The organism is Akkermansiaceae bacterium (genome assembly GCA_017798145.1).
Lineage (GTDB): Bacteria > Verrucomicrobiota > Verrucomicrobiia > Verrucomicrobiales > Akkermansiaceae > Luteolibacter.
Map to the genome: position 1 here is coordinate 1,321,894 of CP059069.1, position 16,395 is coordinate 1,338,288.

Below are 16,395 nucleotides of genomic sequence, written 5' to 3' on the forward strand. Positions count from 1 at the left end.
CGGAAAGCGGTCACTTCGCAAGGCTACGCCGCAACCAATCCCGCAGAAGTCTCCTCTCCGGCGTATCCCGCAGCACCCAGGCATCCGTGTGCTCTGCAAACGGCATCGCCACAAACGTGAAATCCCCCTCCGGAGATGTATCGCGAAGATACCCTTTGACCGCATCCACACTCGCCTCATGGCTGATGAACTGCGGCCTCATGCCCAATCGATTTAGCCTTGCCGACGCAGCCTCCCGCCCGTCCCCCGAGTAGCCCCATTCCCTGACCCCATCGTAATGGCTATGGCAGATGAACCCCCTCCACAGCTTCGCGATTTCATCGTCATGCAGGCCGATGAAATTGCAGGCGATCGCCCCTCGCGAGAATCCGGCGAGGAACAGGTTCGTTTCATCACCGCCATACTCGCGGCATACCTGCCTCACGGTCGCCATGCAGTAGTCCACCGTCGCCCCCACGTCGCCCCACCAACTGGTGGCATTGCACCCGTTCTCCTTGTCAACGAATGGCAGGGAAACCCAGATCACGCCTACACCTCCGGAAATCCCATATCCCAGCTTGCAGGAATCGACATCGCCCGAGCCACCTTTCCAGCGGTTGCCCGGATACTCGGCGATGACCGGATACTTACGCCCCTTCACCCAATCCCTCGGCAGATAGAGCAGATGCCTGACTGCCGTCCCCTCGTAACCCTCACCCGCGACAGCCACGCGCCTGCCCGCCGCAGGCTCCCCGGTCGCGACCTGCGGCAGCACCAGATCCCCTGCAGCAAGGCACCCAACTCCCAACATCAATCCCACCATCCAAAGCGGGCAAAAGATCCAATCAACGGTTTTCACAAGCCTCATCCGTGTATTCCGTGCAATCCGTGGCTTGACATCTTCCAACGAAGCCAATCAGCCCCTTTCCCCAAACAGCCTGACTTCATCCGCCTGGAAAATCGCCTCCGTTTTCCCATCCGCCTCCAGCAGCAACTCCCCGCCCGCGCCTATCCCTCGTACGCAGCCCTCCCTGACCTTGTCCGCGCATTTCAGCGTCACCCGATGGCCTGTCAGGAAACAACGCTCCCTGACCCCGCCGAGCAGACGGTCGAAGCCCGCACCTATGTTTCCCACATGATGTGCCAGCCGTGTCACCACCTCCAGCAGCACCTCCTCGCGCTCCAGCTCCCCGCCCCGCTCCATGACCATCGAGGTCGCGGCAAGACCCGGGGGGAAACCCGTGCTGTTCACATTGATCCCGATCCCGACAATCACGAAATCCGCCCCCGCCTCCACCAGGATCCCCGCAATTTTTTTCCTCCCTACCATCACATCATTCGGCCACTTGATCTCCGCCAACGGCACCCACCTATCCAAGGCCTCCGCAACCGCCAAGCCCGCAACCAGGGCAAGCCGCGGCCAGAACGCCTTGGGCTGGCACGGCTTCAGCAGCACGGAAAACGCCAGCGACTCTCCCTTCGGCGAGAACCATTCCGCCCCCCTCCTGCCGCGCCCCGCCAGCTGCTCCTCCGCGACCAGAACCAAGCCCTCCGCCATGCCCTTCTCGGCCAGCGCACGCAGCTCGTCGTTCGTCGAGGATACCGTTTCCCGCCACAGCACCCGGAATGGATCCGGCAAGCGCTCCGCAATCTGACCGAAGCAATTCATCCGCGCATCCTGTTTCGATGCCGGAAAGATTCAACACCCGTTTGCATGATGCCTTTTGGATGCCCGGCGGTGGCTTAGCGAATCCCGCCCTTGTGGATCACCTCATCCCAGGAAGCTATGCCGATGGTCTTCAGATATGGCTGCGCCACCTCATCCTCGCGCGGCGTGCCAAGGGCTTGGTAAAGATGCCAGATCGGCTTTTTCCCCAGCGGATCGCCTTTTTCATCGGGAAATTTCCGCAGTCCGATACGCAGCCCGCCCTCGCTTCGGTTGTCAATCCAGTTGTGGTATTGCCATGCCTCGATGGAGCGCAGCCGCTGGATCTTCTTCCAGGCCATAGCCATCCCCGCCGCCTGATCCTCCAGGGATTTCGCGGAGTAATCCGGGGAGTTGAAACCGTTTTCCGAAAGATGCACGGGACGCACCTCCTTCCCCTGGAACAGCATGGTCGGAGTGTGCATGTAGGCATCGAGCACCTCGATGTTTTTCGGGGTGATCTTGGGCGTGTCGAAGGAAAAGTTCGGGGCCTTGTCCTCCCAGGCCCGGGGGTTGCGCAGGTTTTCCGGATACGGATGATGGGCGAGCGCCCATGGGAAATCCCCTTCCGTCCGCGAATATTCCGCCAACAGCTCCAGCATCCGCCGCGAGCCATACCACTTCGCATTCCCGCCGTGCGCCCAGTGGTGGGTCAGCGTGATGAACGGCCTGCTGCGAGGATCATATTGCCGGGCGATGAGATCCATGAGCCGCAGCGAGCGCTGGTAGAGATCCATGTAGGACAGCGCGGATTTTTCACCCGCGTTGGTCCACACCCACCCGGCATCGACCTCGTTCTGCATGATCCAGTGATGCACACGCCCGAATCGGCCATCCTTGCGGCTCCAGCGCCCCACGATGTAATTGAGCGCCGCCCCATAGATGCCGATCCCCTCCGGCGAGGTGACGTTCGGCATGGCGAAGATCCCTTCTTTCACCGCATCCGGGTGACCCATCATGCTCGCCGTCGGATCCTTGGATTTTGCGGGATTCGCCACAAGGATGATCGCGGAAACCATCGCCCCCTGCTCCGCCGCCTCGCGGAAGGTTGCGTCCAGCTTGGTCAGCGGCAAAACCCGCATGTGATAGGTGCGGCCCTGCCATTCGGTCGGGACGCTTCCCGCCACGGGGGTGGGGGAGATCAGGCTGCTGAGCATCACGTTCACCGTCACCGAGGAAATGCCGAGCTCCTTGAGCTCTCCGGGAATCCGACCCGCTCCCCAGCCGCCAAGCCCCTTCTTGTTTGCAGGTTTCGCCGGAGGCAGATCATCTCCCCGCGAGTTCACTTTGCCTGCATACCGGGCATGGGAAATCGCCGTGATGGCCGCGTCGTCCCTTCTCACGAGCTGCCAACGGGAAGTAAGCCTGTCGTAGTCCAGACCGTCGCGTTTGCTGAACCTGGGCAGATCCACTTCGAACGAACCGTCATCACCGCAACCAATCGCCACCAACATTTTCCAGCTCCTCGCATCTCCGTGCACGATATCCATCGGGATATCCGCCAGGAAAACCCCGTCGCTCCCCGCCCCCGCATTCCCGGTGATGCGGATCAGATCCGTGCCGACGCTGACCTCCGAGATGCTTGCCGGGAAATCCCTGTCCAGGTAGGCGCGCAGGATGGCAGCATCCGCCGAGGCGGCAGGATTGGCCGCCGGCGGATCGAACTCGCCGGGATTGGCCGCCCTGATGACAGGCTTCCTGATCCGCAGGCTCTGCCCTTCCTTGAGCGGCAGCTCAAGCCGCAGCTGGCGCCAGCCCTTCGGCAAGGGCTGCCCAGCGGTGGATATCCTGGCCGAATAACTCGTCCAACCCTCACTGTGACCTAAGGGTGGTAACATCACGGCGGATTTCTCATCGAAGCCCGGCCCTGCCAGGAGCTTGAATTCCGGCACCGTGCCAACCGAAAAATACTCGAACCCGAGCACCTCATGATGCTCACCTGCTATCCGTTCCGGTGTCGCAAGCACATCCATCGCACCATCGATGACCCACGTTCCGGATTCCTCGGAAAAAGCCTCCGCACCTCCAACCGCCGCCTCCAGTTTCAGGGCAATCTGTCCGGCCGGCGAAATGCCCGCCGCTGCAATTGTGAGAAGGAAAAGAAAGGCTGTCTGGCGTATCATGCGATTTATTTGGGAGGAAAGCTGCATATGACGGAACGCTGCCGCACGCCCGATTCTTGCCATCATTTTCCAAACACCACCACATCCCCATGCTTCGCATGGAGTACGACTTCGTCGCCGATTTCATGGATGACATGCGGGTTCATCTCCACCACCTGCTGCCTGCCCACAAGCGTCTCGATGAAATACTCGATCCTCTGCCCGAGGTAGCTGCGCTCCACGATTTTCCCCGCGATCTCGTTCTCCCCGCCCTCCTTGTGCAGCCTCCACACCTCCGGGCGCACGCTCACCGTCGCCGCATCGCCCGCATTCGGCCGCCAGTTTCCGGAAGTCACCATACCCACCAGCGCCGCCCCGTTGACCTTCACGAAACAATAGCCCTCGTGCATCTCCATCACCTCGCCCTGGATCAGGTTCGTCTCACCGATGAAACCGGCCACATAGGAATTCACCGGCCTGCGGTACACCTCTTCCGGAGTCCCCACCTGCCCGATCTTGCCCCAGGAAAGCACAGCCATCCGGTCGGCCATGGCCAGCGCTTCCTCCTGGTCGTGGGTCACGTAAATCCCCGTCAGGCCGTTCTCTTTGACGATGCGGCGGATTTCCCTCCGCATCTCCACCCGCAGCTGGGCGTCGAGATTCGAAAGCGGCTCATCCAACAACAGGCAGCGCGGCTTCACCACCAGCGCCCGCGCAAGGCTCACGCGCTGCTGCTGGCCGCCTGACATCTGGTCGATGGAGCGCTCCCCGTAACCACCCAGCTGCACCATTTCCAAGGCCTCTGCCACGCGCATTTTGATCTCCGTCTTCGGCACCTTCCGCTCCTCCAGCCCGAAGGCGATGTTCTGCCCCACCGTCAGGTGCGGCCACAGCGCGTAGCTCTGGAAAACCATCGCCGCCTCCCTTTTGTGCGGCGCAAGGGAAGTGACATCGGTCTCCCCGAAAAAGATCTTCCCCTCCGTCGGCGTCTCCAGCCCGGCGATGCAGCGCAGCAAGGTCGTCTTCCCGCAACCCGAGGCACCCAGCAGGAAAAACAGCTCCCCCGCCCCGATCTCGAGGTTCAGCCCATCAAGAGCCGTCACCGTCCCGCCGAAGACCTTCCGCACATTCTCGATCCTTATCGCTTCCATAACCGCCGCGATTCTTCCTGCGGCGGCCACCAAAGCAAGCCCCAAGGAGGAACACGCCCCAGTCCGTGGCAGCAGGCCACAACCGCCAAAACCAGTGTCGGACCAAGGCGCGCGCCTAGGCCTTCACATAAACTTCCGCACCAGCCTCGGTGAACTCCTTCGATTTCTCCTCCATGCCTTTCTCAAGCGCCTCCTCTTCGGAAATCCCCTGGGCGGCCGCATACTGGCGGACATCCTCGGAAATCTTCATCGAGCAGAAATGCGGGCCGCACATCGAGCAGAAGTGCGCTGTCTTCGCGCCTTCCTGCGGGAGCGTCTCATCGTGGAACTCGCGTGCCGTCTCCGGATCGAGGCCGAGGTTGAACTGATCCTCCCAGCGGAACTCAAAGCGGGCTTTGGAGAGGGCGTTGTCGCGGTACTGCGCGCCGGGATGGCCTTTCGCGAGGTCGGCGGCGTGGGCGGCGAGCTTGTAGGTGATCACCCCGTCCTTGACGTCCTTCTTGTTCGGCAGTCCGAGGTGTTCCTTCGGGGTGACGTAGCAGAGCATCGCGCAGCCATACCAACCGATCATCGCGGCACCGATGCCGGAGGTGATGTGGTCGTAGCCGGGGGCGATGTCGGTGGTCAGCGGCCCGAGGGTGTAGAACGGGGCTTCGTGGCACCACTCGAGTTGCTTGGCCATGTTTTCCTCGATCATGTGCATCGGCACATGGCCGGGGCCTTCGTTCATAACCTGGCAGCCTTTCGCCCATGCGCGGGTGGTGAGTTCGCCCTGCACCTGGAGCTCGCCGAACTGCGCCTGGTCGTTGGCATCGGCAACAGAACCCGGGCGGAGACCATCGCCGATGGAGAAGCTCACATCGTAGGCCGCGCAGATGTCGCAGATCTCATCCCAATGGGTGTAGAGGAAATTTTCCTTGTGATGCGAGAGGCACCACTTCGCCATGATGGAGCCGCCGCGCGAGACGATGCCGGTCATGCGGCTGGCAGTCATCGGCACGAAGCGGAGGAGCACTCCGGCGTGGATGGTGAAATAATCGACGCCCTGCTCGGCCTGCTCGATGAGGGTGTCGCGGTAGAGCTCCCAAGTTAGATCCTCGGCCTTGCCGTTCACCTTTTCGAGGGCTTGGTAGATCGGCACGGTGCCGATGGGGACGGGGCTGTTGCGGAGGATCCACTCGCGGGTGGCGTGGATGTTTTTCCCGGTGGAGAGATCCATCACGGTGTCCGCGCCCCACTTGGTGGCCCAACGCATTTTTTCGACTTCCTCTTCGATGGAGGAGGCGACGGCGGAGTTGCCGATGTTCGCGTTGATTTTCACGAGGAAATTGCGCCCGATGATCATCGGCTCGCACTCAGGGTGGTTGATGTTGAGCGGGATGATCGCGCGGCCTGCGGCGACCTCGCTGCGGACGAACTCAGGGGTGATCTCCGCCGGTATGCGTTGCGGGAAGCGCTTGAAGATTCCCGGCGTGTAGGGGCTGTCCGGGGATTGGGTGGAGCCGGCGTGCTGCTTGTTGAGATCGTTGCGGACGATGTCGTCCTTCATGTCGGAAATCTTCGCGCGGCGCATGTTCTCGCGGATCGCGATGAACTCCATCTCCGGCGTGATGATGCCGTTGTCGGCATACCATTTCTGGGTGACCGGCTTGCCTTTCGCGCGCAGCGGCTTGCGGCGCTCGGCGGTCAGGCCGGGGAACTCGACGAACTTGTTCGCGCGCTCCGACTTCGATGCGAACTCCGCGTGCTTTTCCGTTAGATAACCGTTGTCCTGCGGCTGCACCTCGCGGCCATCGTAGGCTTCGACATCCCCGCGTTTCAGGATCCAGTCACGGCGCAGTGCCGGAAGACCTTCCTCGGAAGTCCCCCTGAAATCCGGATCACCCCACGGGCCGGAGCAATCATACACGCGCACCGCCTCGTTCTTCTCGGTCCGCCCGTTGAAAGCCTTGGTGTCGTGCAGGGCGATCTCACGCATCGGCACTCTCACCTCGGGATGGATTTCGCCTTGCAGATAGACGCGGGTGGAAGCTGGCAGCTGTGCCCGGGATTCGTCGTGTTTCGACTCCGTGCCGGTGTTTTCTTCGGGGCTGATCATGTTTTTGTTCGTGTGTTGGATCTCACGGATCAAACGCCCTCGGAAAACAGGAAAACTCAGCTGTTTCCCCGACTCCCTCCGGCGGCATGACCCGCTTCAGGTTCGAAGGGTTCCTTCCGCGCGCCGGAAAATCTCAGCCTCCCGTTCGGGAAGCCCCCCTGTCTTGGGAACATGCTTCGCCACGTGTCGACGCGTGTCAAGGACGGGCGGAATCAGTATTTCTCCTTGAGCCACTTCTCGTGCCCCCAGAGACCCCAGACGACTCCAGCCAGCCCGAAGGTGAGCAAGGTCATCGGCATGATCTTCAGAAGCTCGAATGCGTAGGGGCCGACCGCATCCACGAAGGCCTGGTCCACGAAATGGGGGGCGAGCAGCACATAGACCCGTGCAATGAGCAGCGCTGCGGCGCCGTATGCCATCATCGAGCCACCCCAGGATTTCTTCTCGCGCACAAGACGTGCGGCCGCCATCGCAAGCAACCCGAGGCCGGCGACACCGAGCGCATCCAGCAGGAACCCGTTCAGGACAATGATTTCAAGCAACAGATTCATTAGGGGCGATGGTTTGTGTTTTGGGAAATTTCAGTGCCGCCGGCATCCTGAGCAAACCGGAGTGCAGCGCCAGGCCGAGGCCGAAGACGAGCCATCCGGCATTCATCACGACAAGCTTCACCGCATGCCAGGCAAGGGCGGATGAGGGATCCTGCAAATGCGCCATGGGATGATATTTCTCGATCTGCCCGGCCTCATACATGGGCATCAGGACAGCATACCCGAAGCACAGCAGGAACCCGCCGCCCACCATCAGCCTGGCAGACCAGCCTTCGGTCTCCTTCGCCATCCGCCACACCACGATCATCAGGAAAACCCCCATGACGATCATGAACACCGGACGGACCGCATCGATGGAGGCCAGGGGCAAATTCTGCGGGAAATACATAACCCCGAAGCATGAACCATTTCATAAGTCGCTGAACAAGAGTTATTAACAACGGATGTTCGTACTATGAAGGAGTCGAGAAAACACAGCCCACCTGACATACCTTGATAGGTTGATACTTTGCAAAACCAAGTAATCAGCATGCGCAATTTCCTGACGGTTGGACAGGGAATCGGCTGAAAGACGGATGATTCTCCCTACAGGCAAGCCGAGATCCCCGCTATGTCCCACAGGATCCGCGCCATCCTTGGTCAGAATTCTCCGAATTTGCGGCTTTCCCAAAACACAGGAACCCTGCCGCCCCAACGATTATTTCCCCTGTTCAATCCGGGCGAGCTTACTAAAGTTCGCCCGCATGAGCGAAGCCACCTCCCAACCCCAGTCCACCGAGGCAGAACTAATCAAGGTCCGCCGCGACAAACTCGCGAAACTCCGGGATCTCGGCGTCGATCCCTACGGTGCACGCTTTGAGACAACCGTCTCCCCTGCCGATCTCTTCGCCGGTTTTTCCGATGAAATGCAGGTCACCACCGCAGGCCGCATCACCGAGCTGCGTGACATGGGAAAATCCTGCTTCTTCCGCATCGGGGATGCCCACGGAGCCATCCAAGGATATATCAGCGTCAAGAACCTCGATGAAACCCAGGCCGCCATCTGGAAATGCCTGGATCGCGGCGACTGGATCGGCGTGTCCGGGGAAACCTTCACCACCCGCACCGGCGAGCCGACGATCAAGGTCGATTCTTTCACCGTGCTCTCGAAATCCCTGCGCCCCATGCCGGACAAGTTCCACGGCCTTTCCGACCGGGAGACGAAATACCGCAAGCGCCACCTCGACCTGATCGGGAATCCCGAAAGCGCAACGCTCTTCATCACCCGCTCCAAGATGATTGCGGAGATGCGCAACTTCCTCCACCAGCGCGGCTTCCTCGAAGTGGAGACACCCATGCTCCAGTCCGTCGCCGGAGGCGCCGCAGCCCGCCCCTTCGAGACCCACCACAACGCGCTCGGCATGCCGCTGACCCTGCGCATCGCGCCGGAACTTTTCCTCAAAAGGCTGCTCGTCGGTGGCTTCACCAAGGTCTTCGAGCTCAACCGCAACTTCCGCAACGAGGGCATCTCACGCCGCCACAACCCCGAGTTCACGATGTTGGAAGCCTACTGGGCGTTCTCCGACTTCGAGGAAATGGCGAACATGGTCGAGGAAATGACCTGCCACCTCGCCGAGAAATTCTGCGGCGGCCTCAAGATCGAGCACAAGAACGAGGAGGGCGAAATCACCCGCACCATCGATCTCTCACGCCCTTGGAAGCGCGCGAACTACCACGATCTCATCAAGGGTGTGGCCGGTGACGATTTCTTCGACATCACCCCGGAGCAACGCCGCGCCAAATGCGAAGAGCTCGGCGTCCAGCTTTCCGAAAAAATGGAAGACTACGAGGTCATCCAGCAGGTGTTTGAGAAAAAGGTCGAGGAACACACCTTCGATCCCTGCTTCGTCACCCGCGTCGCCAGCGAGCTGATCCCGCTCGCGAAAGTCAGCCCCGGCGGCAGGACGGTCGAGGTATACGAACTCATCATCAACGGCCAGGAAATCTCCCCCGGCTACTCCGAGCTCAACGATCCAGATCTCCAGCGCGAGCGCCTCGAACACCAGTCCGGCGGCGAGGAGGAACAAAAGGTCGATTACGATTTCATCGAGACACTCGAGCACGGAATGCCCCCCGCAGGCGGCATCGGAATCGGCATCGACCGCCTCGTGATGATGCTCACCGGAGCCCCGACCATCCGCGACGTGGTGCTCTTCCCGCTGCTCAAGAAGAAGGATTGAGGCTACCGACCCACGATTTCCCCGGGACACCCCTCTTCGGCGACTCCAAACGATCGGAAAGCGGCTTGAATCCGCCGACTGTGCCTTCTGGCAAATGGGAGAGGACCTGCATCCCCTATTTCCAAGAACCGTCAAATAATTAAAGTTACGATTGGCACAATTATTGCTTTGTAAATCAGCGCTCCAACCATAAATTGGCCACGTACTCCGCGTGTCCATGGCTGAAGCCTCCCTCCATCACTCCCTCTCCCAGTCCCAGACGCTCGCGCCCCAGATGCGCAAGAGCCTCGAGATCCTGCAGGCGGGCACCATGGAACTCTCCCAGCTGCTGAGACAGGCGCTGGAGACGAACCCCACACTCGAGGATATCACCGAGATCAGCTCCCTCGACGAGGACGCGCCCGATCCTGACGAGGCCGATTCCCTCGACTACATGAACGAGACCGATGACGACTGGCGCGACCGCTCCATCCTCGAAGGCCGGAACAACCAGTGGACCCAGGAGGACGAGGAACGCCGCCAGCGCCTCTACGACAACATCGTCGCCCCGGAAACCCTCCAGCAACACCTCCAGCACCAGCTCGACCTCTCCCTCATCGACCCCGACATCCGCTCAGCCGCCCAGCTCATCCTCGGCAACCTCGACGACCGCGGCTTCCTCGAATTCCCGCTCATGGAAATCGCCGCCAACGGATCCATGCCCATCGGCAAGCTCCGCAAGGCGCTCAACCTCATCAAAACCTTCGAACCCGCCGGTGTCGGCGCTTCCGGCATCCCTGAGGCACTTCTCATCCAGTTGCAAAGATCAACCGGCACCGAAACCCTCGAATACCGCATCGTCCGCGATCACCTCGAGGATCTCGCCCGCAGGCGGCACCCGCAGATCGCCCGCGCCCTCGGGACCACCGTCGAGCGCATCGCCGAGGCTGCGGAAAAAATCGGACGCCTCTCGCCCAACCCCGGCGGCGAATTCGACCCCACCGGCAATCCCTACATCCTCCCCGATGTGGTCATCGAGAAAAACGAGGACGGCGAATGGTCCGCCCGCCTCACCGGCGAGCACCTCCCCAGCCTCCGCATCAACGATTTCTACAAGGACATGATAGGCAAGAGCGGCGTGGACCAGAAAGCCCGCGCCTTCCTCCGCGACCAGATCCGCGACGGCCGCAGCCTGATCCGCTCCATCTCCCTGCGCCAGGAAACCATCCTCGCCATCGCCCACCAGATCATCGACAAACAGAAAGCCTTCCTCGAAAAGGGCCCGCGCCATCTGCGCCCGCTGACGATGAACGACATAGCCGACGAGCTCAGCCTCCACGCCACCACGGTATCCCGCGCCGTCGCCGGAAAATACATCCTCACCCCGCAGGGTCTCATGGAGATGCGCGCCTTCTTCGCCACCGGCTACCAGACCGAGGGCGGCGCCGAGGTCTCCAACGCCGGCGTCCGCGAGGCGATCCAACAACTCATCGCCCAGGAAAACCCCGCCAAACCCATGTCCGACGACGCGATCACCAAAGCCCTCCAGGCACAGGGCATCAAGGTCGCCCGCCGCACCATCGCGAAATACCGCGAGCAGCTCAACATCCTCCCTTCGCATTTGCGGAAATCCTTCTGACCGCTACCCTACTTCCCACACACACCATGAAAAAAGCCGACAAGCAGTTCCTCTTCAACCTCCTCGAAACCCCATCCCCCACCGGCTTCGAAATGCCCGGCCAGAATGTCTGGGCCGCATTCCTCAAACCCATCGCCGCCTCCGTCCAGTGCGATGCCTACGGCTCCACCTGGGCCGTGCTCGAGGGCAAATCGAAGAAGACCGTGATGCTTGAGGCGCACGCCGATGAGATCGGCTACATCATCAAGCACATCGACGACAAGGGGTTCCTCCGCATCGACCGCGTCGGCGGCTCCGATGCCGCCACCGGCCGTGGCCGCCGGGTGCAGATCCTCGGCGACAAGGGCGTCGTCTCCGGCATCATCGGCAACACCGCCATCCACCTCCGCCGCGACGAGCTCGGATCGGAAAAGGCTCCCGCCGTGCACGACCTCTGGGTCGATGTCGGCGCATCCACCGCCAAGGAAGCCTCCGACATGGGCCTGCGCGTTGGCCACCCCATGGTCTATCAGGACGGCCCGGCGGAGCTGGCCCACAAACGCCTGATCGGGCGGGCCCTCGACAACCGCCTCGGCTCCTACATCATCGCGCAGGTGATGAAACGAATCGCCGAGTCCGGCAAGAAACCCGCCGTCACCCTCGTCTGCCTGAACGCGATCCAGGAGGAAATCGGCGGCAACGGCGCAATGATGGCCACCTACCGCCTCAAGCCGGACATGTGCATCTGCCTTGATGTCACCCACGCCACCGACACCCCGGGGATCGATGCCGCAAAATTCGGCCTCATCAAGCTCGGCAAGGGGCCATCCGTTTCGCACGGCACCTGCAACCACCCGCTCATCGCCAAACGCCTACTCAGCATCGCGGAAAAAGAAAATATCGAGATCCAGCACGAGTCCTCCAGTCGTTTCTCCGGCACCGACACCGACAAGATCTTCAACTCCCGCGAGGGCATCCCCTCCGGCCTCGTATCCATCCCGCTGAGGTGCATGCACTCGGTGGTGGAAACCGCCCATCTGGATGACATTGAGGCGACGATCAGGCTGCTGGAGGCCTTCGTGCTCTCCGTGAAGGGCACGGACAACTTCCACCAGAAGCTTGGATAATCCAACTACCCCATCGAGCGGAAAGTCAGGTTCACACGTGGTGTGCTGGCCTTCTTCGTCTTCGGAAGCTGGTGCTGCCAATGCCGCTGCGTCTCACCGCGCATATCGAGCAGGCTGCCGTTTCCCAGAATGACCGAGACGCTTTCCCGCGTCTGCCTGTGGCGGAAAGAAAATTTCCTCTCCGCGCCGAAGCTGAGCGAAGCGATGGAGCTGTCCGGCACAATGCATCTCTCGTCATCGCTGTGCCAGCCCATGCCCTCGGCGCCGTCGTGGTAGAGGTTGAGCAGGCATGAATTGTAGGCCGCACCCGTAAGCCCCTCCGCCGCAGTTTTCAGGCGGAGCAAAAGCTCCGTCCATTCATGCGCCTCCTTCACCGTCCCGGAGTAGGGATAGGGAATCCCATCATCCGCAAACCACGCGACCTTCCGCGCGGTGACAATCCGTTTCCCGAACATCATCAGCTCATCATGCTCCCATGGGATCTCCTTCAGCAGCGAAGCCAGCACCCCATCCGATTCGGATCCGCTGAAAACCGGGCCATGATAAAACGCCTCGCCATCGCGGGGCAGAAGGTTCGCATCCGGATCGGCGGCGAAAAGCTCCATCGCGTGCTACGCCTCGAGACCCTTGACCTCGGCTTGCTTGAACGCCTTTGCGGAAGCCTTGTTGTAGCGCTCCACGAAAATCGCGATCAGGCCGAAGAGGATGAACGCCACCATGACCGCATAGAACGCCCAGATGATCCCCGCCTTCCCGGTGAAGCCGTAGTTGTGCAGGCCCACGCCGAGGAAATTCACATGCCACCATGAGAAGGCGACGATGCAGGCGGTGAAGACGGAGGCGAGATGGATCCCCCATTCCTTCAGGATGCCGCCCATGCGGGCGTGGAGGATGGCGAGCGTCCAGAGGACGATCATCAGCGCACCGTTTTCCTTTGGATCCCAGCCCCAGAAGCGGCCCCACGAATAGTTCGCCCAGATGCCGCCCAGCACGGTGCCGACGAGCGAGAGGAACACCGTGAGGCAGAGGCAGCCGTAAACGGCTTTCGTGAAGGAGCGGCGGAGATCCTTGTCGTTGCCATCGAGGTTGAGCCCGCGCATAAGCACGTATCCGCAGGAGAGGAAGGCCGAAAGCAGCCCGGCCGAATAGCCGAGGGTGATGGTGATGACATGGGTCGCCAGCCAGAAATTCGAGTCGAGCACGGCCACCAGCGGATCGAGGTGGTCGGCTCCGTCGCCGAGCTCATAGCGGCGGGCGAGGATGATGAGCCCCAGGCCGAGTATGGGGGACAGGGCGAGCGCAAAACGTTTCCGCGACATCCACTCCACGAGCAGTGCGAAGATGACCCCTGTCGCCGCGATGAAGATCACGGTGTCGTAGAGATTTCCCACCGGCGGGCGCTCCATGATGAGGCAGCGTTTCACGATGGCGATGACACACAGCACGGCTCCGACTGAAGTGAAGCCGAGGGTCGCCCACGATAGGGCTTTCGCCGCCTTACCGGAGCCGGATGCGAACATCGCCAAGGCGCAAAGCGTTCCGATGAGGAAGAACACCATGGCGTTGAGGAAGTAATCGAACTTGAAATAAGAGACCTCCATGGCGATCCCTTTCATCTCCCCGCGCGAGTTCGCCCGCTTCACGGTGCTCTCCTCGATCTCGACGAAGTGCTTGCGGAACTCCTTTTCCGAAATGGGGACGGAACGCACCGCCGTCTCAAGCAGCCGGATATCGGCGATGGCGGTGGCGGGGTCTTTCGATTGCTCCGTCATCACCTCCATGATCGCGTTACCGGCGGTCAGCCAGGTATCGTCCGAGGCGTTTTTCGGAGGCAGGATGAACAGGCCGAATTTCGAGTAGTTCGCGCCTTCCAGCACCTGTTGCAGGAGATCCTGCATTCGCGCGTCGATCTCCCCGCCCTGCTGCTGGGTGCGGGCGATTTCCCGGCGCAACTGGGGCGCGGTTGTCATCACGGCGCTGAAGTCCGCCCGCTGGTCGGGCTGGCCTTCGCCGCCCGAACCCCGCAAAACCACACCCGACCTCGCGAAGGCGAAGTAGGACAACATGCTCTCATAGTTCCGGACGTTGTAGGCAAGGTCTATGGTCTGCTGCTGGACAGGGTCGCGCTTCTTCTTGTCGATCGGCTCATAGGACTGCGCCAGCTCGATGAGCTTGCCGAGACCGGGGGAAATCTCGGAGTAGCTGTAGCGGTCGCGGCGGCCTTTTGCCTCCACCCCGATGGCTTTGAGAACTTCCGAATTGTCCACCCGGAAAGTCGGAAGATCCACCGCCAGCTGCGGGCGGAACAGGGTGTCCATCATCCACTCGGTGGGCTTCAGCCTGAAGACCTCGCCGCCCTTGCCCTGCACCTTCATGGAGCGTGCGCCATGCAGCTGCAGCATGCGGAAGCCCGCGAAGGTCGAGAGCGGCTTGATCCGGCCGCCGTCCTGCACCGGCAGCGCCTCGACGGCCTCAACCGTGGCTTTTTCCCAAGGCTCGTAACCCTCCACTTTCTGCGCCTCGCCCTTGGGCATGTTGTCGATGAGCATGTTGACGAAGACCAAGCCCAGCGCACCCAGCGCCAGCACGGCCACGACCCAGCGTCCCCAGATTGATCCCTTATCCTTCATGTTTCCGTTTCCTTGAAGAGGCGCCCAGATGGCCGCCGAGTTTTGTTAGAAATGTCACCAGCATCCCGAAGGCGACGATGTATAGGCTGTATTCCGGCCACTTGTCGGCGGGATTCCTCACGATCTCGAAGACCGAATACATCGGCTCGCCCGGCTTCGCACCCGGCGGGCCGTAGCTGGCCTGGAAGAAGGTCAGACCTTCGTAGCGCATCGGCTCGTTCATGCTGATCGTCACCTCGGACTCCTGCCCGTTTTCCTCCCGGCGGATGTCGCTCACAAACTTCGCGGGCCGCGAGGTGCCGGGATGGAACTCCGCGGTGAAGGTGTCCAGCTTCACCTCAAAGGGCATGGGCCACAGCCGCTTGCGCATGTCGATGGTGAATACCCGGTCGCCTTCGCGGACGGTCAGCGGGTGGAAGGTCGCGCCCGCGAGGATGAAGGGATCGGATTTCGTGCCGTCCTTGGAAATCATCCGTGCGTAGCAGCCGGCCATGTTCCGCTCCGTCTCCACCTCGCCGGGAACCGCCTCAAGGTAGTAACCATCGACAAGCAACTCGTTGTTGCGGCGCGGGCGCTCAAGCTGGTTGGAAGGCACCGCGTTGACCAGATAGCCGGAGATTTCCAGCGAGAAAGGGATATCCCTGAGATCGAAGATCCGGGATTTGCCGGCCTTGAGGTCGGTCAGGTATTTCCCGCGGATGACATGGAATTTGTCCCTCTCCCCGTCGACGACTTCCGCGACCTCCACGACATACTCATGATAGTCCTCCGCCACATCGCTGGCCTCGCCCTCGCCGACCGCCATGTTCCCGCGCTCGGAAAAATGGTGTGCGACCCCGCCGCCAAGCAGCATGAAGACAATGCCGAAATGGGAGATGAGGTTGCCGATCTGTTTCGGCCCCTTGCGGATGCGGATGATGCCGCCGAGGATCATGTTGAGCAGGAGGACGGCGCAGACGTAGTAGCCGCCGGGAAGGAAGAACGGCAGCTTCTTGCCGTTGATTTCCGGAACCATGTCCGGGATGAGATACCAGGATTTCCAGCTGAAATATTTGTTCAGTGTCGGGTAAAGGCCGTTGTCGATCTGCTCCAGCGTGGCAAGCCAGGTGAGAAGCAAGAGCAGCAGCAGGGTGACCGTCGCGAGATGGAATCCCGAGAGGAAATCATAGATCTTGCGGAAGCTGGACTTCCCGCCTTCCGGTTTCGTTCTGTCGTTTTTCGTTTCCATCCTGAAAA

The 16,395-nt window shown here is 61.2% G+C and carries 13 protein-coding genes and 1 riboswitch; of the genes, 3 read left to right on the forward strand and 10 right to left on the reverse strand.

The annotated features are described in order from the left end of the window. Positions 1-10: 10 nt before the first annotated feature. The 7 genes from HZ994_05645 to HZ994_05675 form a co-directional block, all read right to left on the reverse strand. The gene (locus HZ994_05645) at positions 11-847 is read right to left on the reverse strand and encodes a hypothetical protein (protein QTN31832.1); all 837 of its coding nucleotides are present in this window, start codon (positions 845-847) and stop codon (positions 11-13) included. 48 nt (positions 848-895) lie between these two features. Next, positions 896-1,618 (reverse strand): biotin--[acetyl-CoA-carboxylase] ligase, encoded by a 723-nt coding sequence (locus HZ994_05650; GenBank protein ID QTN31833.1) that lies wholly within the window; start codon positions 1,616-1,618, stop codon positions 896-898. Positions 1,619-1,722: 104 nt separating this feature from the next. Further along, positions 1,723-3,807, reverse strand: a complete 2,085-nt coding sequence (locus HZ994_05655) for a hypothetical protein (GenBank protein ID QTN31834.1) — start codon at positions 3,805-3,807, stop codon at positions 1,723-1,725. Positions 3,808-3,869: 62 nt separating this feature from the next. After that, positions 3,870-4,937, reverse strand: coding sequence for an ABC transporter ATP-binding protein (locus tag HZ994_05660; protein QTN31835.1), 1,068 nt, complete (start codon positions 4,935-4,937; stop codon positions 3,870-3,872). A gap of 115 nt (positions 4,938-5,052) precedes the next feature. Next, positions 5,053-7,035, reverse strand: coding sequence for a phosphomethylpyrimidine synthase ThiC (gene thiC / locus HZ994_05665; GenBank protein QTN31836.1), 1,983 nt, complete (start codon positions 7,033-7,035; stop codon positions 5,053-5,055). A gap of 56 nt (positions 7,036-7,091) precedes the next feature. Next, positions 7,092-7,205, reverse strand: a riboswitch (TPP riboswitch). Positions 7,206-7,247: 42 nt separating this feature from the next. After that, positions 7,248-7,586, reverse strand: coding sequence for a hypothetical protein (locus HZ994_05670; GenBank protein QTN31837.1), 339 nt, complete (start codon positions 7,584-7,586; stop codon positions 7,248-7,250). Next, positions 7,570-7,974 (reverse strand): hypothetical protein, encoded by a 405-nt coding sequence (locus tag HZ994_05675; GenBank protein QTN31838.1) that lies wholly within the window; start codon positions 7,972-7,974, stop codon positions 7,570-7,572. The genes HZ994_05670 and HZ994_05675 overlap by 17 nt, the downstream gene beginning before the upstream one ends. Before the next feature lie 355 nt (positions 7,975-8,329). Here HZ994_05675 and lysS point away from each other — a divergent pair, with 355 nt between their 5' ends. From lysS to HZ994_05690, 3 genes are all read left to right on the forward strand, one after another. Then, the gene (gene lysS, locus HZ994_05680; protein QTN31839.1) at positions 8,330-9,805 is read left to right on the forward strand and encodes a lysine--tRNA ligase; all 1,476 of its coding nucleotides are present in this window, start codon (positions 8,330-8,332) and stop codon (positions 9,803-9,805) included. 217 nt (positions 9,806-10,022) lie between these two features. After that, on the forward strand, positions 10,023-11,423 hold the full coding sequence (rpoN, locus tag HZ994_05685) for an RNA polymerase factor sigma-54 (GenBank protein QTN31840.1): 1,401 nt from the start codon (positions 10,023-10,025) through the stop codon (positions 11,421-11,423). 26 nt (positions 11,424-11,449) lie between these two features. After that, positions 11,450-12,529 (forward strand): M42 family metallopeptidase, encoded by a 1,080-nt coding sequence (locus tag HZ994_05690; protein QTN31841.1) that lies wholly within the window; start codon positions 11,450-11,452, stop codon positions 12,527-12,529. A gap of 5 nt (positions 12,530-12,534) precedes the next feature. Here HZ994_05690 and HZ994_05695 read toward each other — a convergent pair whose 3' ends face one another. From HZ994_05695 to HZ994_05705, 3 genes are read right to left on the reverse strand one after another with little or no spacing between them, the layout of a single operon-like run. Continuing rightward, complete coding sequence (locus tag HZ994_05695; protein QTN31842.1) at positions 12,535-13,134, reverse strand: alpha-ketoglutarate-dependent dioxygenase AlkB; 600 nt, start codon at positions 13,132-13,134, stop codon at positions 12,535-12,537. 6 nt (positions 13,135-13,140) lie between these two features. Next, the gene (gene ccsA, locus HZ994_05700) at positions 13,141-15,159 is read right to left on the reverse strand and encodes a cytochrome c biogenesis protein CcsA (GenBank protein ID QTN31843.1); all 2,019 of its coding nucleotides are present in this window, start codon (positions 15,157-15,159) and stop codon (positions 13,141-13,143) included. Next, the gene (locus HZ994_05705) at positions 15,149-16,387 is read right to left on the reverse strand and encodes a cytochrome c biogenesis protein ResB (protein QTN31844.1); all 1,239 of its coding nucleotides are present in this window, start codon (positions 16,385-16,387) and stop codon (positions 15,149-15,151) included. The genes ccsA and HZ994_05705 overlap by 11 nt, the downstream gene beginning before the upstream one ends. Positions 16,388-16,395: the final 8 nt, after the last annotated feature.